We start from the raw sequence: 20,187 nt of genomic DNA, 5'->3' as shown, positions 1-20,187 counted from the left end.
GGGAAGACGGAAAAACCCGGTATCTCCCGCGCCTTATACCGGCGCGACCTCTTATTCAGAGACTTAATGATGAACGTTGTAGTGGTGGAATCGCCTGCCAAGGCCAAGACAATCAATAAATATCTGGGACCCGGATATAAGGTTCTTGCATCCTTCGGCCATGTGCGCGACCTGCCCGCCAAAGATGGTTCGGTGTTGCCGGATCAGGATTTCGAAATGCTGTGGGAAGTCGATGGTGCCTCGCAAAAGCGCATCAAGGACATCGCCGACGCGCTGAAATCCTCCGATGGCCTGATTCTCGCGACCGACCCGGATCGCGAGGGTGAAGCCATTTCCTGGCATGTGCTCGACGTATTGAACAAGAAGCGGGTCATCAACGGCAAGCCGGTAAAGCGTGTCGTCTTCAATGCCATCACCAAGAAGGCCGTGCTCGACGCCATGGCCGAGCCCCGCGACATCGATGTGCCGCTGGTCGATGCCTATCTCGCCCGCCGCGCCCTCGACTATCTCGTCGGCTTCAACCTGTCGCCGGTTCTCTGGCGCAAGCTGCCGGGCGCCCGCTCTGCCGGCCGCGTGCAGTCCGTGGCCCTTCGCCTGGTCTGCGACCGCGAGTCCGAGATCGAACGCTTCATATCGGAAGAATACTGGAACCTTTCGGCGATCCTGAAGACGCCGCGGGGCGACGAGTTCGAAGCCCGCCTGGTCTCTGCCGACGGCAAGCGGCTGCAGCCGCGCGCCATCGGCAACGGCGACGAGGCCGGCAGGCTGAAGGCGCTGCTCGAAGGCGCCTCCTATGTTGTCGACACGGTCGAAGCAAAGCCGGTCAAGCGCAATCCGAGCCCACCCTTTACCACATCGACGTTGCAGCAGGCTGCGTCTTCGAAGCTCGGTTTTTCGGCCTCGCGCACGATGCAGGTAGCGCAGAAGCTCTATGAAGGCGTCGACATCGGCGGCGAAACCGTCGGTCTTATTACCTATATGCGTACCGACGGCGTTCAGATGGCGCCGGAAGCAATCGATGCGGCACGCCGGGCCATCGCCAACCAGTTCGGCGACCGTTACCTGCCGGAAAAGGCACGCTTCTATTCTACCAAGGCGAAAAATGCCCAGGAAGCGCACGAGGCGATCCGCCCGACCGACTTCGATCGCGTGCCGGACCGCATCCGCAAGTTTCTCGATGACGATCAGCTGAAGCTCTACGACCTGATCTGGAAGCGCGGCATAGCCAGCCAGATGGCATCGGCCGAAATCGAGCGCACGACCGTCGAGATCCTCGCCGACAATGCCGGCAAGAAGGCCGGTCTGCGCGCCGTCGGCTCCGTCATCCGCTTCGACGGCTTCATCGCCGCCTATACCGACCAGAAGGAAGATGGCGAGCAGAGCGACGACAGCGAAGAAGGCGGCCGCCTGCCAGAGATCAATGCGCGCGAAAATCTCGCCAAACAGAAGATCAATTCCACCCAGCATTTCACCGAACCGCCGCCGCGCTATTCTGAGGCATCGCTAATCAAGAAGATGGAAGAGCTGGGCATTGGCCGCCCCTCCACCTATGCCGCGACACTCGCGACGCTGCGAGACCGCGATTACGTGACCATCGACAAGCGCAAGCTGGTGCCGCAGGCGAAAGGCCGGCTGGTCACAGCCTTTCTCGAAAGCTTCTTCACCAAGTATGTGGAATATGATTTCACGGCGGACCTGGAAGAGAAGCTCGACCGTATCTCGGCCGGCGAGCTGAACTGGAAGGACGTGCTGCGCGACTTCTGGCGCGACTTCTTCGCCCAGATCGAAGACACGAAGGAACTGCGGGTCACCAATGTGCTCGACGCTCTGAACGACGCGCTGGCACCGCTTGTCTTCCCGAAGCGCGAGGACGGCAGCGACCCGCGCATCTGCCAGGTATGCGGCACCGGCAATCTCTCGCTGAAGCTCGGCAAATACGGCGCCTTCGTCGGCTGCTCGAATTATCCGGAATGCAATTATACGCGCCAGCTTTCGTCAGAGGGCGGCGCGGAGGCCGAATCCAACGGCTTGAACGAGCCGAAAGCGCTCGGCGCCGATCCGGTGACGGGTGAGGAGCTGACCCTGCGTTCGGGCCGCTTCGGGCCATACATTCAGCGCGGTGACGGCAAGGATGCTAAGCGCGCTTCGCTGCCGCGCGGCTGGAAGCCCGAAGATATCGATTACGAGAAGGCGATGGCTTTGATCTCGCTGCCACGCGATATCGGCAAACATCCCGAAACCGGCAAGATGATCTCTTCCGGCATCGGCCGCTATGGGCCCTTCCTTCTGCATGACGGCAGCTACGCCAATCTCGAAAGCGTGGAGGATGTCTTCACCGTCGGCCTCAACCGCGCCGTGACGCTGATTGCCGAAAAGCAGAGCAAAGCGGCAGGCGGCAAGGCGCGCGGGGCCGCAGCGGCGCTGAAGGAGCTCGGCGAGCATCCGGATGGCGGCGGCGCGATCACCGTCCGCGACGGCAAGTATGGTCCCTACGTCAATTGGGGCAAGGTCAATGCGACGCTGCCGAAGGGCACGGATCCGCAGGCGATCACAGTCGAGGAAGCTCTGGCCCTGATCGCCGCCAAGGCCGGCAAGAGCGGCGGCAGCACCAAGAAGGCGCCCGCCAAGGCAAAGACTACCGCAGCCAGTGCCAAAGCAACGAAAACGACCGCCAAACCGAAGGCTGCTGCCAAGAAGCCGGCGGGCAAGACGGCAGCGAAAAAGAAGAGCGCAGAGTGAGCAAGGAACCGCGCGGCAGGATTTCATCGTCGGAGCGACGGCCCGGCAAGTCTGGTCGCGCGACCAAGCGGGGGGAGAACGCCGAGCCGACGATGGCGATCATTCATGGCGAGCTGCCGCCGCGCGAGGTCATCCTGCGCTTCATCGCCGATCATCCGCAGCAGGCGTCCAAGCGCGAGCTTGCTAAAGCCTTTGGCCTGAAGGGCGAGAGCCGCATCGCACTGAAGGAACTGCTGCGCGAGCTCGAAGAAGAAGGCATGGTGCAGAAGAGCCGCAAGTCGCTCATCCGCCCCGGCGCGCTGCCGCCGATTGCCGTTCTGGACATCACGACGCGCGACAAGGATGGCATGCTGATCGGCCGGCCGGCCGAATGGCCTGAGGAAAACGGCGTCGCGCCCGCCGTCATGATCAAGCAGTCCTCCTCGCCCGCCGGTCGCAACGGCAAGGGCAAGGCGCCGGTCGCCGGCATGGGCGACCGCATTCTCGCGAAGATCTTCCCGGCCGTCGATCGTGGCGGTCCCGCCTACACGGCCCGCATCATCAAGGTCATCGACAAGCGGCAGGGCGCCTCCATGGGTGTCTTCCGCCAAACGCCCGGCGGTGGCGGCCGCCTGATGCCGATCGAACGGCGCGGCGAGGAGATGGTGATCGACCCGGATTATACCGGGGGCGCCAAGGATGGCGATCTGGTCGAAGTCGAAGTGGCGCGCCTCGGCCGATTCGGCCTGCAGCGCGCCAAGGTCCTGTCGGTCATCGGCTCTGTCGCCTCGGAAAAGGCGATCTCGATGATCGCCATTCACGCCCACGGAATACCGCACGTCTTCCCCGCCGCGGTCATGGCGGAGGCCGATGCGGCCAAGCCGGCCACCATGTCGCATCGCGAGGATTGGCGCAGCCTGCCGCTGATCACCATCGACCCGGCCGACGCCAAGGACCATGACGACGCCGTCTATGCCGAAATGGACCCCTCGCCCGACAATCCGGACGGCGTGATCGTCACGGTCGCCATCGCTGACGTCTGCTGGTATGTACGCCCGAACTCGCCCCTCGACCGCGAGGCGCTGAAGCGCGGCAATTCGGTCTATTTCCCCGATCGCGTCGTGCCGATGCTGCCCGAGCGCATTTCCAACGATCTGTGCTCGCTCAAGGAGGGCGTCGACCGGCCTGCTCTTGCGGTGCGGATGATCTTCTCCAAGGAAGGGCGCAAGGCCGGTCACACCTTCCATCGCGTCATGATGAAGAGCGCGGCCAAGCTTTCCTACCAGCAGGCGCAGGCGGCGATCGACGGAAAGCCCGACGACAAGACCGGGCCGATGCTGGAGCCGATCCTGAAGCCGCTCTGGCACGCCTATGAGATTTTGAAGAAAGGCCGCGACCGGCGCCAGCCGCTCGAACTGGACATGCCCGAGCGCAAGATCCTGCTGAAGCCAGACGGCACCGTCGATCGCGTCTTCGTGCCGCCGCGCCTCGACGCGCATAAGCTCATCGAAGAGATGATGATCCAGGCGAACGTCGCCGCCGCGGAAACGCTGGAAAAGCGCAGGCAGGTGCTGATCTATCGTATCCACGATGGCCCGACGCTCGCCAAGCAGGAAGTGCTGCGCGAATTCCTGGCGACGCTCGGCATTTCGCTTGCCAAGGGCGGCAATGTGCGCGCCAACAGCTTCAACGGCATCCTCGCAAAGGCCGAAGGTACGGCGCACCAGACCATGGTCAACGAGATGGTGCTGCGCTCGCAGAGCCAGGCGATCTACAGCCCCGACAATATCGGGCACTTCGGCCTGAACCTGGTGAAGTACGCCCACTTCACCTCGCCCATCCGTCGCTATGCCGACTTGATCGTGCATCGCGCGCTGGTCGGCTCGCTCGGCCTCGGCGAAGGCGGCATCACGCCGGACGAAGAAGCCTCGCTCGACGATATCGCAGCTGAGATCTCGACCTTCGAGCGCCGTGCCATGGCCGCAGAACGTGAGACGGTGGACCGGCTCATTGCCCACCATCTCGCCGGCCGCGTCGGTGCGGAATTCCAGGCTCGCGTCGGCGGCGTCACCAAATCGGGACTTTTTGTCACTCTGCCGGACTATGGCGCCGACGGTTTCATTCCTATATCCACGCTCGGCACCGACTACTTCATCTACGACGAGGCCCATCAGGCGCTGACAGGCGAAAGGACGGGGCTCGGATATCGTCTCGGCGACGATGTGACGGTGAGGCTGGCGGAAGCCGTGCCGCTTGCCGGAGCACTGCGCTTCGAGATGCTGAGCGACGGCAAGCCTATGCCGACGGCGGTGCGTTCGTTCCATAAGGCCACGCGCCGCAACAAGAACCAGGCCCGCAAGGCAGCGGGCACGAGACCGCCGCGCGGCCGCAGATAAAGGACGGCTGCCGGCACGGAGGTACGCATTCATGACGGGCAGCCCATCCGACTCCCCCATCCGCTTCGGCGGCTCGCACGAGAGCGAACGTCCGCTCGGGCGATCGATTTCCCGCGGCATGCTGAACCGCTGCCCGCGCTGCGGCACCGGCGAGCTCTTCCGCGCCTTTCTGAAGCCTGTCGACCGATGCGCGGTTTGTGATGAAGATATCTCTCACCAGCGCGCCGATGACCTGCCGCCCTATTTAGTGATCCTGGTTCTCGGGCACCTGATCGTCGGTGCCTATATGCTCACCGATATGACCTTCAAGCTACCGCTATGGGCGCATCTTGCCATCTGGACGCCCATCACCATTATCGCCGCGCTCGCCATCATCCAGCCGATCAAGGGTGGCGTCATCGGTCTGCAATGGGCGCTGCGCATGCATGGCTTCGGCGGTCATGACGACACCCCGGAAGAATGGGACCAGGGAAACGGCCGGCCGTGACCATACGGTACGATTCATGCCGTCAGTCTCTCGCTGGCAGAGATTGTTTCCTTGCATTGCGCTTCTATATCGGAAACTGCAGAGGTTTTGTCGCTTAATCGTGCTTCGGGCGGACTGCTTTGCCGGCAACCGCTTGACATGAGCAGCATTTCTTGTCTGAACATGCCGCGCGTCATAGGGACTACTCCGGAGGGTGTGATCGATCACATGAAAGCCGACCTGTCACCTGAATTTGGCCGAGCCGTGGCTTCCTGTGCTCTACATTCCGATCGATTCGCCCGCCTCATGCCCCAGGGATTTGTTTATGCTTGAACCGACGAACGACAAGGCCGGCCACGTCGAAGAAATTCACTGGCCTTCGCTCGTCGCAGCCATTACCTCCGTATCCGCCGTTGGCATCGCCATCGGTCTGGGGCTGCCGCTTCTGAGCATCATTCTCGAAAAGCGCGGCGTTCCTTCGACCCTCATCGGCCTTAACACGGCAATGATGGGCGTCGCCTCGATGCTGGCAGCAGTCGTCACGACCAAGCTCGCGCATCGCTTCGGCGTCGTGCAGACGATGATCTGGGCCGTTTTCCTATCGGCTCTGAGCTCCCTCGGCTTCTATTATGCGGAAAATCTGCTTCTGTGGTTTCCGCTGCGCATCGTCTTTCATGGGGCGACGACAACCCTCTTCATCCTGTCGGAATTCTGGATCAACGCCGCCTCGCCGCCTTCCAAGCGCGGCTTCGTGCTCGGCCTCTATTCCACCGTCTTCTCTCTGGGATTTGCGGCCGGCCCCCTCGTCTTTTCCGTCGTGGGCAGCGAAGGCCTGATGCCCTTCCTCATCGGCGCCTGCATCATCCTCGCCGCCGCCATCCCGATCTTCATTGCCCGCAACGAAAGCCCGATCGTCGATGAGAAGCCGGAGCTGCATTTCGTGCGCTACATCTTCCTCGTGCCGACGGCGACGGCTGCGGTCTTCGTGTTCGGTGCGGTCACCGTTGGCGGGGGATCGCTCTTCACCAGCTATGCAACTCGCCTCGGTTTCAACGAATCACAGGCGGCATTGCTGCTGACCGTCATGGGTGTGGGCAATTTCGTCTTCCAGATTCCGCTCGGACTGCTTGCCGACCGCATGCGCGACAAGCGGCCGCTGCTGTCGATCATGGCCACGATCGGGCTTGTCGGAGCGCTCCTGCTGCCGTCGCTGTCATCGAACTGGATCATTCTCGCCATCATCCTGCTCTTCTGGGGCGGCTGCGTTTCCGGGATGTATACCGTCGGCCTCAGCCATCTCGGCACGCGGCTGACCGGCGTTGATCTTGTCGCCGCCAATGCGGCCTTCGTCTTCTGTTATGCCGTCGGCATGGTTCTCGGCCCGCCGACGATCGGCACGGCCATGGATTTCGCCAATCCCAGCGGCTTTGCCTGGGCTGTGGCCTTTTTCTTCGGTCTCTACGTCCTTCTTTCGGGAATACGGCTGCTTTTCATGGGCAAGAGAGGTTGACTTTTCGGGCGCGATTTGTATTTTCGCGCCAGAATTCGCCGTGGACCTCCGCACTGGCCGTCCACGGCGTTCATTTTTATTAAAGGCAGGACGACTATGGCCAAGGCTACCACCATCAAGATCAAGCTGCTGTCGACGGCCGACACCGGTTTCTTCTACGTCACGACGAAGAACAGCCGTACGATGACGGACAAGATGACGAAGACAAAGTACGACCCGATTGCTAAGAAGCACGTCGAGTTCAAGGAAACGAAGATCAAGTAAATTTCCTAAACTTCAGGTTACAAAAAGGCGCAACCTTCCGGGTTAGCGCCTTTTTTGTTTTATCAATCTCATTTCGATCGTCGTCCGATTTTGCAGTAGTGGTTTGACAACGCCTCTACCGAAACAATGCCTTGCCAAAGATCGACAAAAGAAAAACGCCGCCCTTCAGAAATGAAGAACGGCGTTTTGAACGGGGGCCGGCTAGCCTGCAAAACGGCACGAGGAACCGTTATCTTCTGCCTGCCAGCCGACCGACCCCACGACCCAGGAGATGCGGCGGACCTGAGCATCATGGGGTATCTCGGATACCCCTAATGGGCTGTCCGTGTATGAAACTAAATTCGCGCGAAATTAAAAGGAAATCAACAAATTCTTAATGATAAGAATACTTGTCTGCTCGGATGGTTAAAATTCACGGCTTTAATGGAAAAGAAGTCCCGATAGAATTAATAAAAAATAGTCAAGAATTCATCCGGGATAGACAGATATTTCGTTTATCGGTAGAAAATACACAATATTTATATTTAAGTAAAACTGCATGTTAAAATTACCTCCAGTCAATCCCCTACTTTCCGCACTCGAACACATCCGCAAATCGTAAACAAAACAGCAAAATATAGTAAGACAGTCAGAAACCCGCCAAAAGCGAAATCATATACTGATGCCGAGAGTATAAATATGATTATTTTCTTTAAACGGAGCCCTAGTACTTATGCCCGTCGGGTATAGAACAAAAAAATTGAATCACTGTTCAAAACCTAAAAGCCCCCCCTCAATATTGATGGGTAACTGCCATTTTCGCCCGTTCGCCCTATGCGGCTGAAGCAACCACCCTGTTACGCCCTGCCCTTTTAGCTTCGTAAAGCGCAAGATCCGCCTGTTTCATCAACTGCTGCGGCGTATCGATTGTTTCCAGGCGGCATGAGATGCCGAAGGATGCGGTGATGTTAAGCGCGATACCAGTATCACGCAGTTTCACAGGCATATTTTCTACCGCAGCACGCAGACGTTCTGCGACAGCTGCGGCGATATCGGCAGGCGTGTCCGGCATGACCACGACGAATTCCTCACCCCCGTAACGACAGGCAAGGTCCGCGCCGCGCACCGTCGAGCGGATTCGTGCGGCAAACTCCTTGAGAACTTCATCGCCCGCATCGTGTCCGTGGGTGTCGTTGACGGTCTTGAAGCGGTCTATATCGGTGACCAGGATCGATAGCGGTCTGCCCCGGGCGAGGGATCGGTCGAAAAGCACCTTGAGGTGATTGTCGAGATAGCGCCTGTTGTGCAGGCCGGTGAGCGCGTCGGTGACGGCAAGCTCTATTGTTTGCTGTACACTGGCACGCAGACGGTCGTTATAGCGTTTGCGGCGCATCTGCGTCAGGCAGCGGGCCACGAGCTCATTGGGATCCACCGGGCGGACAATATAGTCGTTGACGCCGAGATCCAACGCGCGGACGATCATGTTATCGGCCCCCTGCTCCGTCACCAGCAGTACCGGCAGGAAGCGCGTACGCTCCAGCGAGCGCAACTGCGAACAAAGTCGCAGCGGATCGTATTCATCGAAATTCGCATTGACGATGACTAGTTCGAACGACTGCTCCGCCGCTTCGAACAAAGCCGCTTGCGGATCGGACATCGCGACGACCTGAGCAATCGGTTTCAGCGCGCGGATGATACGCTCCTGCGAATTGGCACGACCATCGACCAGTAACACCTGGCCGGTCTCCTCAGGACGGCCGTCTCCAAAGCGCATCAGATCGCTAATCCCGAAATTGCGCGCAGTCTCATTGCGCATATGCAGCTCATCGCTCAAAGTCTTCAAGCGAAGCAGGCTCTTGACGCGTGAAATCAGCTGGAGGTCATTGACCGGCTTGGTCAGGAAATCGTCGGCACCGGCCTTCAGGCCACGCACTCGGTCGGCGGGCTGATCGAGCGCAGTCACCATGACGACAGGGATACGCGCAGTGCGAGGATCGGATTTCAGTCGCTCGCACACCTCGAAGCCGTCCATGCCGGGCATCATAATATCGAGAAGAATGAGGTCGACCTGCGTATTCGCGCAAACGGCAAGGGCTTTAAAGCCGTCCTCAGCCGTCAGCACTTCGAAATATTCGGCCAGCAGCCGGGCCTCCAGAAGCTTTACGTTGGCCGGAATATCGTCGACTACCAGAATGCGTGCGGTCATCAGCTCTTCCCGATCATCAGGCGTCGCCCAGATAGGTCTTAATGGTCTCAATGAATTTCGGCACTGAAATCGGCTTCGAGACGTAGGCCTCGCAGCCACCCTGGCGAATGCGCTCCTCATCGCCCTTCATGGCGAAGGCCGTAACTGCGATCACGGGAATGACGTGCAGATCGTCGTCTTCCTTCAGCCATTTGGTGACCTCCAGACCGGAAACCTCCGGCAGCTGGATATCCATCAGGATCAGATCGGGACGGTGCTTGCGCGCCAGATCGAGCGCTTCCATGCCGTTGCGGGTCTGGATCGTCGTGTAGCCGGAAGCTTCGATCAGATCGCGAAAGAGCTTCATATTGAGCTCATTGTCTTCTACAATCATTACCTGCTTAGCCATGGAAAGCTGTCCCTGCATCCGGTATTGCATCCATTCTCTCGAAATATAGGGTCGCGAGGAACCGATTCCAGAAATAGTTGAATCGCACGCTACCGGCATTTGGTTGAAAAATAGGTAACTTACCCTTCAAAATGCAAAGTAACTTCAAGAACCCGAAGAAGAGCGCGGCCGACCCGCAGGAGATTGCAATCGCCGTGCTAGGCTGGCTGGCCAATGAACCGGATATGTTCGGCCGCTTCCTGGCGCTCACTGGTATAGAGCCGGCACAGGTGCGCAACGCCATCAACGAGCCCGCCTTTCTTGCCGGAATGCTCGATTTCCTCATGAACCATGAACCGACATTGCTGGCCTTCTGCGAGGCCAGCGGCATTCCGCCGGAGGCCGTCGCCGCCGCGTCGGCGCATTTTTCACCGCCCGGCCTTGCCTCTGGAGAATATTGACGATGGATGCGCTGCTTGAATTCGACGTCTCGCATATCCGGCTGCAGGAACGGCCGTTGATCGTCTGCGATGTCGACGACGTCGTCCTGCACTTCTTTGCGCCTTTCCTGATCTTCATCGACGCCGAAGGCCATGAATTCCTGCCGCGCTCCTTCCGGCTGACGGGCAACATCGTCTCCAAGGCCAATGGTTCTGCGCTGGAAGAAAAGGATGTTCATCGGCTGATCGAGACCTTCTTCGAGGCGCAGGAACAATGGCAGACGCCTCTCGATCGCGTGGTCGATACGCTCGGCGAATTCTCGAAAGACGCTGACATCGTTTTCCTCACCGCTATGCCGCCGCAGTTCTGGCAGCAGAGGCGGCGGCTCCTCGACAGGCTTGAACTTGCCTATCCGCTGCTGGCGTCGCTGCAGCCGAAGGGACCGATCGTGCGTGCGCTGCATCGGCGGCGCGAGATGCCCGTCGCCTTCGTCGACGACATGGCTCACAACCTGCATTCGGTCAGCGAATATGTTCCGGAATGCCTCCTTATCAATCTGAAACCGGACTCCATCGTTCACCGCATGGCGCCCGCTGTCGCCGCCGGGATTCCGGAAGCCAATGAATGGGGCCAGGCAGCGCCGCTGATCCAGGCCCATATCGCACGCTGACGTCATCGATCCGCTCCCCTCAAAAAGCGAGGCGCATCAGAGGCCTGCCATCCTTCCGCTTCGCAACTTCAGAAAATCCGGCGGCCTCGAATATGCGCTGCGAGCCGACATAGAGGCCGACGGATTTCGACTGTTTCGTACGCTCGATCGGACAGCCCTCCAACAGCCGCGCGCCGGAGGCGCGAGCGAAATTCACGGCTTCCGACAGCATGCGATGGCTATGCCCCTTGCCGCGATCCTTCGAATTGATGAAGAAGCAGCTTACCGCCCAGACGGAGCTATCTTCCGCATCGGCTGGATCGAGCGGACGAGACACCGTTTTCGGTGAATTCCATTGCGGCAGCTCGGCGCGCGGACCAACCTGCACCCAGGCGACCGGTTGCCCATCGATATAGCCTAGAAGGCCAGGCGGCGGCCCAGCCGAGATGCGCTCCTGGATCAACTGCTTCTTTGCTGCTGCGTCCATCGTCTTGCGCTGCGATGTCGGAACACGGAAATAAGTGCACCAACAGCCATAGCAGGCACCGCTTGGTCCAAACAGCGTCTCGAAATCGTTCCATCGATCCGGCGTCAATGGTTGCACGATTAAGTTCTGCACTCGCGCCTCCCCGGCAGTTTTCCAGCTTGAGACTCGCGAGCTTAGATCATAAAGTGGCGATGTTCAATTTTTGTTCTCGCTCGATGATCCATGCGCCCGACAAGATCTCCGGCTTCTGTCGCGATTGCTTGAGCGAGCAATCGATGACGCGCACGCGCTGCCGGAGCTGCGGCAGCCCTCGCCTCGTCTACCACCGGGAACTCTACGCGTTGACCCTCGCGCATATCGATTGCGATGCCTTTTATGCCTCCATCGAGAAACGCGACAATCCGGACCTGGCTGACAAGCCCGTTATCATCGGCGGCGGGAAGCGCGGGGTCGTCTCCACCGCCTGCTATATCGCCCGCATCCATGGAGTGCGCTCTGCCATGCCGATGTTCAAGGCGCTGGAAGCCTGTCCGCAGGCCGTCGTCATCCCGCCGAACATGGAGAAATACGTGCGCGTCGGCCGCGAGGTCCGCGCAATGATGCAGAACCTGACACCGCTGGTGCAGCCGCTTTCGATCGATGAGGCCTTTCTCGAGCTCGAGGGCACACAGCGGCTGCATCACGATCCCCCGGCTCGCATCCTCGCCAAATTCGCCAAGCGGGTGGAACGGGAGATCGGCATCACAATCTCCGTCGGGCTTTCCTACTGCAAATTCCTCGCCAAGGTTGCCTCCGACCTGCAGAAGCCGCGAGGCTTCTCTGTCATTGGCAAGGAAGAGGCTCTCTCCTTCCTGGAGCCGCGATCGGTCACGACCATCTGGGGAGTGGGCAAGGCCTTTGCCGCGACGCTGGAAAGCGACGGCATTCGCACGATCGGCCAGTTGCAGGCTATGGAGGAAGGCGACCTCATGCGCCGTTACGGCTCCATCGGACAGCGGCTTTTCCGGCTGTCGCGAGGGATCGACGACCGAACCGTGCATCCGAATGAAGCGGCGAAGAGCGTGTCTTCCGAAACCACCTTCTTCGAAGATATCTGGCGCCATGAGGATCTCGTGCCGATCCTGCGCGATCTCTCGGAAAAGGTTTCCCGGCGTCTGAAACGCGGCGGCATTGCCGGACAGACTGTCGTACTGAAGCTGAAAACCTCGGATTTCAAAATCCGCACGCGCAACCGTCGGCTGGAGAACCCGACCCAACTGGCGGACCGGATTTTCCGCACCGGCTTGCGGCTGCTCGAACCTGAAACGGACGGCACGAAGTTCCGCCTCATCGGCATCGGCGTTACGGATCTGGGCGATGCTGGACGCGCGGACCCGCCCGATCTCATCGACGTTCAGGCCACGCGCAGAGCCGCCGCGGAAGCCGCCATGGACAAGCTGCGAGAAAAATTCGGCAGCAAGACGGTCGAGACCGGTTACACATTCGGCGATAAACACCAGAAATAACAATATGTTATGGCGGCGTCACCAACGGGTGATATTTGCTTGCGCTGAAATCCTTGCGTGACGCGGGCGATTCTTTCTCGCGAAAAAGCTCGGATTCAAACTTTTTTGGTAAATTTCCATTAGGACTCGGATTTTGTAACTTCGGGGCGACGGGAACTCGTCGCCCATAGTGTTTTGCGTACGGGTTCCTATGCGTCTATCGGCTGTATCGACCATTCTTCTCGCCTGCCTGACGATTTCAGGCTGCGCCGCCCGAGGCGAGCGCGAAGCCGCGCAAGCCGCCTCGCCTTCAAAAGAAGTGACGAGTTCCATCACCAAAACCAGCAGGCCGGTACCGTCGGTCGAAATCGGCGAAACCGTTTCCCGCGTCGAGCGGCAGCAGGCGCTCGCGGTCGCCATGCCGACGAATCTCCGGCCTGAGGGACTTATGCCCTCGGACCAGAGCGGCGACGGTGACGCGCCGGTCCCGATGCAACGGCCGCTCGCCATGCTCTCGCCCTCGAACCCGGTGCCCCGCGCCCTGAGGCAGCAGCCGATGCAGATCTACAGCCATCGCTTCCGCGATGCCAAGCCGATCAACTTCGGTACGTCCAGCTCGCCCAGGAAGCTCGCCGTCCATGGCGTCGACGTCTCGCGTTGGCAGGGCGAAATCGACTGGGATACGCTGCGCACCCAGGGTGCAAACTTCGTCTACATCAAGGCGACAGATGGTGGCGATCATCTCGATCCCATGTTCAAGAAGAACTGGCGTGCCGCCCAGCAGGCCGGCCTGAAACACGGCGCCTATCATTTCTTCTACTGGTGCCGGACCGCAGGAGAACAGGCCGACTGGTTCATCCGCAACGTCCCGAAGGAAGCCGGAGCGCTGCCGCCTGTCATCGACGTCGAATGGAACGGCGAATCGAGCTGCACGCGGCGCCCTTCGCGCGAGCAGGTTCTCGCCAAGATGAAGGTGTTCATGGACAAGCTGGAAAAGCATTACGGCCAGCGCCCGATCGTCTACACGGCTCCGGATTTCTATCGCGACAATCTGACCGGCGAACTGCTCGACTATCCCTTCTGGCTGCGATCAGTGGCTCAACATCCGTCCAAGGTTTATCCCGGCCGCAAATGGCTGTTCTGGCAATATTCCGGCTCCGGCATATCTCACGGCGTCGAAGGCAGGATCGACCTCAACGCCTTCCACGGCAGCGAGCAGGACTGGCACAACTGGGTCGCTTCCAGCGTCCGCTGATCCTCCGTAGGCTCAGGCTTTCAGTCATCGTCGATGCAGAGTTCGACCGCTCGATGAGGTATTGGGCTGGCGGTCAGCGAACTCGTGCTTTCATAGACGGACAGACCTTTCGGCAAGTCTTCCTTAAACTTCGAAGTCTAACCTTGGGTACAACGAGTATTGCGTTTTGGTTGTGTCTATGAAGCCATTTTTGTTGGGGCTCGCACTGCTGTCAGCCACCACCCTCTCCCAGCCCGTCTTTGCCGCGCAGGATGCCCGCACCCTGCAGATCGTCGTGTCGAAGGATAGGCAATCGCTCGCAGTTTATGATGGCGACAAGGTGATCGCGACTTCGAAGGTTTCCACCGGCAAGCGCGGCCACACGACTCCAAGCGGCATCTTCTCCATTCTGGAGAAAAAGGTCTACCACGAGTCCAACCTCTATTCGGCCTCGCCCATGCCCTTCATGCAGAGGCTGACTTGGTCGGGGATCGCACTGCACGAATCCAATTCCGTCCCCAATTATCCGGCATCCCATGGCTGTGTGCGCATGCCGAAAGCCTTTGCCAAGATGCTTTATCAAATGACCGAGCGCGGCGTGCATGTCGTCATCGCCGATCAGCCGCTGGTGCCGCAGCCATTTGAAAACGCGATGCTATTCCAACCGCTCGCCGCTCCGCCGCCGGCGCTATTTTCCGGCATCGAACTTCGCCCGATGACTGCGAGCTTCCTGCCGCAGGCACAATCGCTGCAGGTGGCGACGAACGACGTTACGTCTATCCGGATACCGAAGGCGCAGGAGACGCTGGCGCCGCCGGCCGATCCCGCGCCGCTCAGCATCCTCATAACCCGGCGCGGGCTGCGCGAAAACGTGCGCGACCTGCAGGGCATCCTGAACGGAATGGGATTCATCACCGGAACGCCCGACGGCATGCTGGGACCGGCGACGGTGCAGGCGATCGAAGACTTCAAGAAGACGCACGACATCAAAACGACGGGTAGCCTCGTCAGCCCCGCGCTGATGAAGGCAGCCTATGCCGCCGCCGGCAAGGGTGAACCGCCGAACGGCGCGATCATGGTCCGCCAGAACTTCAGGCCGCTCTTCGAAGGCCCCGCCCTTATCGCCGAGCCGGAGGAAGCGCTGGGCGTGCACTTCTTCACCGCCAACGCGATCGACCGGATCAGCGGCAAGGCCGACTGGTTCGGCATGACGCTCGAGGAAGATTTGAGCAAGCAGACGAAGAGGCGCTACGGCATCACCAGCGAGAAGCAATCGCAATCGTTCGACGCAGCCGGACAGGCGCTCAATCGCATCACCATTCCTGACGATATCCGCCACCGCATCGAGGATCTGCTGACAGCCGGATCGTCGCTGACAATTTCCGACACGGGGGTCGGACCGGAAACCGGCAACGAGACCGATTTCATCACCATTACCAACAACGGCGCGCTGGGTAAGAAGGGCTAGAGAGCCTTTTTGCTTCCACGCAATTCCGGACGGAAAACCGCTAAACACTTTCCTGAAATTGCTTCAGACCAGCTCCACGTCGATGATACCGGGTGCCGTGCGCAATGCAGCGGCAATTTCGGGAGTGATGCGATATTTCTCCGGTAGCGCCACCTCGACCTCGCGCAGACCCTCTTCCTTGATGACGATGAAGGAAACGAGACCGTCGCCTTTGGTGTTCAGATGTGCGGCAACGGCTTTCAACGGCCCCGAATCGCGGACGTAGACGCGCAGCGCCTTCTGCATCTGCAGCGACTTCTCTTCCAGCGACTGTGCGGTCTGCAGGCGCAGGCTGATGCCTTCGGGGCGCTCGTCCGCCTGGGCCGTGATGACGAAGGATTTGCCGACCTCAAGAACGTCGCGATACTGGTTGAGCGTTTCCGAAAAAAGCACGGCTTCGAACTGGCCCGAAGCATCGGAAAAGACGAAGATGCCCATCTTGTTGCCGGTGCGGGTCTTACGCTCCTGCTTGGAGATGACAGTGCCGGCCAGACGGCCGTTGCTGGCCCCCTGCTTCACCGCGGCGGAAAAATCGGCGAAGGACTGCACCCGCATCTTGTCGAGCACGCTCTTGTAGGTATCGAGCGGATGCGCTGTCAGATAGAAGCCAAGTACCTGGAATTCGCGCAACAGCCGCTCCGAGGCAAGCCAAGGCGTATAGGGCGGAAATACGATCTTTTCCGGGCCGGAGGCGGCACTTCCGAACATGTCGTGCTGGCCGCTGCGCTTGTTTTCCTGCGCCACCTGGGCATAGCCCATGATGCGGTCTAGGCCGGCGATCAGCTGGGCCCGGTCGATCTCGAAGCAATCGAAAGCGCCGGCGCAGATCAGGCTTTCCAGAACACGGCGGTTGATCTGCTTGGGGTCGATGCGCAGGCAGAAATCCTCGATGCCGGCAAAGGGCTTGTCCCCACGCACCTCGACAATATGGTCGACAGCGGATTCACCGACGCCCTTGATGGCTGCCAGCGCATAATAGATGCGGTTGTCACCCGTCTCGAAATGGCGGAACGAGGTCTGCACCGAGGGCGCGATGACCTCGATGCCCAGCCGCTTGGCATCCTGACGGAAGTCGTTGACCTTTTCGGTATTGGCCATATCGAGCGTCATCGACGCTGCGAGGAATTCCACCGGATAGTGCGCCTTCATGTAGGCGGTCTGGTAGGAGACGATGGCGTAGGCGGCGGCGTGCGACTTGTTGAAGCCGTAATTGGCGAATTTTGCGAGAAGATCGAAAATGACGTCGGCCTGCCCCTTCGAAACCCCGTTCTTGATGGCGCCGTCGACGAAGCGCTCGCGCTGCTTGTCCATTTCCTCCTTGATCTTCTTACCCATGGCACGGCGCAGGAGATCGGCCTCGCCGAGCGAATAGCCCGAGAGCACCTGGGCAACCTGCATCACCTGTTCCTGGTAGACGATAACACCCTGGGTTTCCTTCAGGAGATAATCGATCTTCGGGTGGATCGACTCGATCTCTTCCTCGCCGTGCTTACGCGCATTGTAGACCGGAATGTTTTCCATCGGGCCGGGACGATAAAGCGCCACGAGCGCGATGATATCCTCGATGCAGTCCGGGCGCATGCCGATCAGCGCCTTGCGCATGCCCGCACTTTCCACCTGGAACACGCCGACCGTCTCGCCGCGCGAGAGCATGTCGTAGGTCTTCTTGTCGTCGAGGGGGATGCTGGCAAGATCGATCGAGATACCGCGCTTGGCGACGAAATCGACCGCGGTCTTCAGGACAGTCAGGGTCTTCAGGCCGAGGAAGTCGAACTTCACCAGGCCGGCCTGCTCCACCCATTTCATGTTGAACTGGGTGACGGGCATGTCGGAGCGCGGGTCGCGATACATCGGCACAAGCTTCGACAGCGGGCGGTCGCCGATGACGATGCCGGCAGCATGGGTCGAGGCGTGGCGATAGAGGCCTTCGATCTTCTGGGCGATATCGAGAAGACGGGCGACGACCGGCTCCTTGTCCGCCTCTTCCTGCAGGCGCGGCTCCTCCGCGATCGCCTTGCTGAGCGGGGTCGGATTGGCGGGATTGTTCGGCACCAACTTGCAGATCTTGTCGACCTGGCCATAGGGCATTTCTAGAACGCGGCCGACATCGCGCAAGGCGGCTCGTGCCTGCAGCGAACCGAAGGTGATGATCTGCGCCACCTGCTCGCGGCCGTATTTCGCCTGCACGTAACGGATCACCTCTTCGCGCCGGTCTTGGCAGAAGTCGATATCGAAGTCCGGCATGGAGACGCGTTCCGGATTGAGGAAGCGCTCGAACAGCAGCGAGAAGCGCAGCGGATCGACGTCGGTGATGGTCAGCGCATAGGCGACCAGCGAACCTGCACCGGATCCGCGGCCTGGGCCGACGGGGATATCGTGGCGCTTGGCCCATTTGATGAAGTCCGCAACGATCAGGAAGTAGCCGGGAAACTTCATGCGCTCGATGACGCTCAGTTCGAATTCAAGCCGCTCGCGGTAATCCTTTTCCGCATAGCCCGGTGCCATGCCGAGCGAGGCGAGACGCTGCTCAAGGCCTTCGACCGCCTGGGCGCGCAGCTCGGCCGCCTCGGCGCGTCCAGCCTCTTCAGGGTCGTCGGTCGCCCCGGTAAAGCGCGGCAGAATCGGCGAGCGCGTCTTCAATACGAAGGAGCAGCGGCGGGCGATCTCGACCGTGTTCTCAAGCGCTTCCGGCAAGTTGGCGAAAAGCTTCGCCATGTCCGCGCGGCTCTTCAGATAGTGATCCGGCGTCAGGCGAAATCGCGTATCGTCCGAGACGATGGCATTGTGGGCGACCGCCATCAGCGCATCATGCGCATCATAATCGTCCCGGGTCGGGAAAAAGGCTTCGTTGGTGGCGACGAGCGGGATCTCGTGCTCGTAAGCCAGCTTGATCATCTTCTGCTCGTGACGACGATCGTAGGTGCCATGGCGCTGCAATTCGACGTAGAGCCTATCGCCGAACAGCTGCTTCAGCCTCAACAGCCGGGAGAGCGCCTGGGCGGCGTGCCCTTCTTTCAAAGCCATATCGACGGGGCCCGTGAGCGAACCGGTCAGTGCTATCATGCCCTCCGTGCCGATCTCGTCCAGCCACGAGCTGGTAATGTGAACGGCGCTGTTGCCTTCACCGCCGAGATAGGCACGGCTGACAAGATCGACGAGGCGTTCATAGCCCTGCTCCGTGGCAGCGAGCAGAACGATGGACGGCAGCTTTGCCAAAGCCTGCTGCGGCCCACGCTTCTCGCCCTCGCCGCCATCCTCCATATCGATCGACAGCTGACAACCGATAATCGGCTGCAGTCCCTCATCCATCGCCTTCTGCGAGAATTCCAGGGCAACGAAAAGATTGTTGGTATCGGTGATGGCAATGGCCGGCTGACTGTCCCCGGCAGCCTTGGCCAATATCTTCTTGAGCGGCAACGCGCCCTCTAGCAGAGAATAGGCGGAATGAACCCTAAGATGCACGAATTCCGGCATTTTGCCGACCGGCACTACCGCGCCGCTGACACCCGCATCCGCCATTCCATACCCTTCCGCACGCCTGAATGAATCAGCGGCATTTTCGGCATTGCGGACCGTAAAGTCCAGAAGTTGCTCCCATCAAATATGGGAACAGCATGTGCAAACAGGGACAAAACTTACATCGCCATCATGATGAGGGAAAAGCTGGCGACGAACATGACGATGGAAGTGAATGCTGCAACGTCTCGAATAATGTCGGTCATTTAGGCGCTCCTTACTCGTTATGTTTCTTTTTTGTTCCATTTTTGTTCGGGAGTCAATAGAGGCGTCAAGAAATTTCATCCGACGGTTTTCAGCCCTTCGATGGACACCGAAAAAACCCGGCGCTATGCAAAGGCAAACAGGGAGATCACGATGAAATCACTTGCCTGCGCTCTCATTCTTCTTTCGCTGACAACTACCGCCCGCGCCGAAGATGCGATTGCGCCCGGCCGCATCATCGACGCCGCGATCGGCGATTGGAACAAGGACGGCAAACCGGATCTCGCGCTTCTAGTGGCGCCCGCGCCGAATGATCAGGCCGACAATCCGATCGGCGTCTATATTTATCTGCGCGATGACGAACACTCCTTGCTGAAGCTCGCCGCAAGCGCTCCGAACAAAATATGGGGCAGCGTCGAGCCCGGCGGCATCGTCGGCCAGGAACCGTCGATCTCGACGCTCCCGAACGGCTCGATCGCGATCGTCTCGCAGAATGACGCCATTGGCCGCGATCGCTGGACCCAAACACTGACGCTCGCCTATCGCAACAACAACTTCGTGGTGGCCGGCTACACCTACGATTCCCGCGATACGCTTGAACCAGACAATAGTCACAGCTGCGACTATAACGTTTTGACCGGCAAGGTGACGAAGGATGGCAAGACGCTGAAGACCGATGCCAAGACCGTGAGCATCCAGGACTGGCAGGACGATGTCGGTCAGAAGGCCTGCGGAAACGGCCAGTAGCAACGCCTTCTG

15 protein-coding genes are annotated in these 20,187 nt (G+C 59.8%); 11 read left to right on the top strand and 4 right to left on the bottom strand.

Annotation, left to right across the window (positions count from 1 at the left end; genetic code table 11):
- Window positions 1-69 precede the first annotated feature (69 nt).
- From topA to rpmG, 5 genes are all read left to right on the top strand, one after another.
- The gene (gene topA, locus C7U61_RS07960) at window positions 70-2,739 is read left to right on the top strand and encodes a type I DNA topoisomerase (RefSeq protein WP_106997713.1); all 2,670 of its coding nucleotides are present in this window, start codon (window positions 70-72) and stop codon (window positions 2,737-2,739) included.
- The gene (rnr, locus tag C7U61_RS07955; RefSeq protein ID WP_106997580.1) at window positions 2,736-5,114 is read left to right on the top strand and encodes a ribonuclease R; all 2,379 of its coding nucleotides are present in this window, start codon (window positions 2,736-2,738) and stop codon (window positions 5,112-5,114) included. The genes topA and rnr overlap by 4 nt, the downstream gene beginning before the upstream one ends.
- Before the next feature lie 31 nt (window positions 5,115-5,145).
- Entirely contained in the window at window positions 5,146-5,601 is a 456-nt protein-coding gene (locus C7U61_RS07950; protein WP_106997579.1) for a DUF983 domain-containing protein, read from the top strand.
- Between the two features lie 304 nt (window positions 5,602-5,905).
- Window positions 5,906-7,090: an MFS transporter gene (locus C7U61_RS07945; protein WP_106997578.1), complete on the top strand. Its 1,185-nt coding sequence runs from the start codon at window positions 5,906-5,908 to the stop codon at window positions 7,088-7,090.
- A 96-nt stretch (window positions 7,091-7,186) separates the two neighbouring features.
- Window positions 7,187-7,354: a 50S ribosomal protein L33 gene (rpmG, locus tag C7U61_RS07940; protein WP_003587245.1), complete on the top strand. Its 168-nt coding sequence runs from the start codon at window positions 7,187-7,189 to the stop codon at window positions 7,352-7,354.
- Between the two features lie 811 nt (window positions 7,355-8,165).
- On the opposite strand, the gene C7U61_RS07935 is transcribed toward rpmG, so the two are convergent.
- Together C7U61_RS07935 and C7U61_RS07930 are read right to left on the bottom strand one after the other, a co-directional pair.
- Window positions 8,166-9,539 (bottom strand): PleD family two-component system response regulator, encoded by a 1,374-nt coding sequence (locus C7U61_RS07935; RefSeq protein ID WP_106997577.1) that lies wholly within the window; start codon window positions 9,537-9,539, stop codon window positions 8,166-8,168.
- A gap of 16 nt (window positions 9,540-9,555) precedes the next feature.
- Window positions 9,556-9,927: a response regulator gene (locus C7U61_RS07930; RefSeq protein ID WP_106997712.1), complete on the bottom strand. Its 372-nt coding sequence runs from the start codon at window positions 9,925-9,927 to the stop codon at window positions 9,556-9,558.
- 131 nt (window positions 9,928-10,058) lie between these two features.
- On the opposite strand from C7U61_RS07930, the gene C7U61_RS07925 reads away from it, so the two are divergent.
- Both C7U61_RS07925 and C7U61_RS07920 read left to right on the top strand, forming a co-directional pair.
- Window positions 10,059-10,367: a DUF3572 domain-containing protein gene (locus C7U61_RS07925; protein ID WP_106997576.1), complete on the top strand. Its 309-nt coding sequence runs from the start codon at window positions 10,059-10,061 to the stop codon at window positions 10,365-10,367.
- 2 nt (window positions 10,368-10,369) lie between these two features.
- Window positions 10,370-11,017 (top strand): hypothetical protein, encoded by a 648-nt coding sequence (locus C7U61_RS07920; RefSeq protein ID WP_106997575.1) that lies wholly within the window; start codon window positions 10,370-10,372, stop codon window positions 11,015-11,017.
- Between the two features lie 19 nt (window positions 11,018-11,036).
- Here the strand turns inward: C7U61_RS07920 and C7U61_RS07915 are convergent, their stop codons facing one another.
- Window positions 11,037-11,615, bottom strand: a complete 579-nt coding sequence (locus C7U61_RS07915) for a GNAT family N-acetyltransferase (RefSeq protein ID WP_106997574.1) — start codon at window positions 11,613-11,615, stop codon at window positions 11,037-11,039.
- A gap of 83 nt (window positions 11,616-11,698) precedes the next feature.
- Between C7U61_RS07915 and C7U61_RS07910 the strand changes: the two genes are divergently transcribed.
- The 3 genes from C7U61_RS07910 (at window position 11,699) to C7U61_RS07900 (ending at window position 15,669) form a co-directional block, all read left to right on the top strand.
- Window positions 11,699-12,988, top strand: coding sequence for a DNA polymerase IV (locus C7U61_RS07910; protein WP_106997711.1), 1,290 nt, complete (start codon window positions 11,699-11,701; stop codon window positions 12,986-12,988).
- Window positions 12,989-13,178: 190 nt separating this feature from the next.
- Window positions 13,179-14,222, top strand: coding sequence for a GH25 family lysozyme (locus C7U61_RS07905; protein WP_106997573.1), 1,044 nt, complete (start codon window positions 13,179-13,181; stop codon window positions 14,220-14,222).
- A gap of 178 nt (window positions 14,223-14,400) precedes the next feature.
- Window positions 14,401-15,669 carry a L,D-transpeptidase family protein gene (locus C7U61_RS07900; protein ID WP_106997572.1) on the top strand — a complete coding sequence of 423 codons (1,269 nt, stop codon included), beginning with the start codon at window positions 14,401-14,403 and terminating at the stop codon, window positions 15,667-15,669.
- 63 nt (window positions 15,670-15,732) lie between these two features.
- Here the strand turns inward: C7U61_RS07900 and dnaE are convergent, their stop codons facing one another.
- The gene (gene dnaE / locus C7U61_RS07895; protein ID WP_106997571.1) at window positions 15,733-19,227 is read right to left on the bottom strand and encodes a DNA polymerase III subunit alpha; all 3,495 of its coding nucleotides are present in this window, start codon (window positions 19,225-19,227) and stop codon (window positions 15,733-15,735) included.
- A gap of 354 nt (window positions 19,228-19,581) precedes the next feature.
- Here dnaE and C7U61_RS07890 point away from each other — a divergent pair, with 354 nt between their 5' ends.
- Window positions 19,582-20,175 (top strand): hypothetical protein, encoded by a 594-nt coding sequence (locus C7U61_RS07890; RefSeq protein WP_106997710.1) that lies wholly within the window; start codon window positions 19,582-19,584, stop codon window positions 20,173-20,175.
- Window positions 20,176-20,187 lie beyond the last annotated feature (12 nt).

Origin of the sequence: Rhizobium sp. JAB6, from assembly GCF_003024605.1 — a bacterium.
Classification (GTDB): Bacteria; Pseudomonadota; Alphaproteobacteria; order Rhizobiales; family Rhizobiaceae; genus Rhizobium.
The sequence above is the reverse complement of the archived record's forward strand: the minus strand, read 5'-3'. Positions and strand labels throughout refer to the sequence as shown.

Excerpts from the sequence above, each read along its gene's own strand:
- C7U61_RS07950 (WP_106997579.1), top strand. The coding sequence starts at position 5,146 with ATGACGGGCAGCCCATCCGACTCCCCCATCCGCTTCGGCGGCTCGCAC.
- topA (WP_106997713.1), top strand. The coding sequence starts at position 70 with ATGAACGTTGTAGTGGTGGAATCGCCTGCCAAGGCCAAGACAATCAAT.
- C7U61_RS07910 (WP_106997711.1), top strand. The coding sequence starts at position 11,699 with ATGATCCATGCGCCCGACAAGATCTCCGGCTTCTGTCGCGATTGCTTG.
- C7U61_RS07920 (WP_106997575.1), top strand. The coding sequence starts at position 10,370 with ATGGATGCGCTGCTTGAATTCGACGTCTCGCATATCCGGCTGCAGGAA.
- C7U61_RS07945 (WP_106997578.1), top strand. The coding sequence starts at position 5,906 with ATGCTTGAACCGACGAACGACAAGGCCGGCCACGTCGAAGAAATTCAC.
- rpmG (WP_003587245.1), top strand. The coding sequence starts at position 7,187 with ATGGCCAAGGCTACCACCATCAAGATCAAGCTGCTGTCGACGGCCGAC.
- C7U61_RS07930 (WP_106997712.1), bottom strand. The coding sequence starts at position 9,927 with ATGGCTAAGCAGGTAATGATTGTAGAAGACAATGAGCTCAATATGAAG.
- C7U61_RS07935 (WP_106997577.1), bottom strand. The coding sequence starts at position 9,539 with ATGACCGCACGCATTCTGGTAGTCGACGATATTCCGGCCAACGTAAAG.
- dnaE (WP_106997571.1), bottom strand. The coding sequence starts at position 19,227 with ATGGCGGATGCGGGTGTCAGCGGCGCGGTAGTGCCGGTCGGCAAAATG.
- C7U61_RS07925 (WP_106997576.1), top strand. The coding sequence starts at position 10,059 with ATGCAAAGTAACTTCAAGAACCCGAAGAAGAGCGCGGCCGACCCGCAG.
- C7U61_RS07890 (WP_106997710.1), top strand. The coding sequence starts at position 19,582 with ATGAAATCACTTGCCTGCGCTCTCATTCTTCTTTCGCTGACAACTACC.
- C7U61_RS07900 (WP_106997572.1), top strand. The coding sequence starts at position 14,401 with ATGAAGCCATTTTTGTTGGGGCTCGCACTGCTGTCAGCCACCACCCTC.
- C7U61_RS07905 (WP_106997573.1), top strand. The coding sequence starts at position 13,179 with ATGCGTCTATCGGCTGTATCGACCATTCTTCTCGCCTGCCTGACGATT.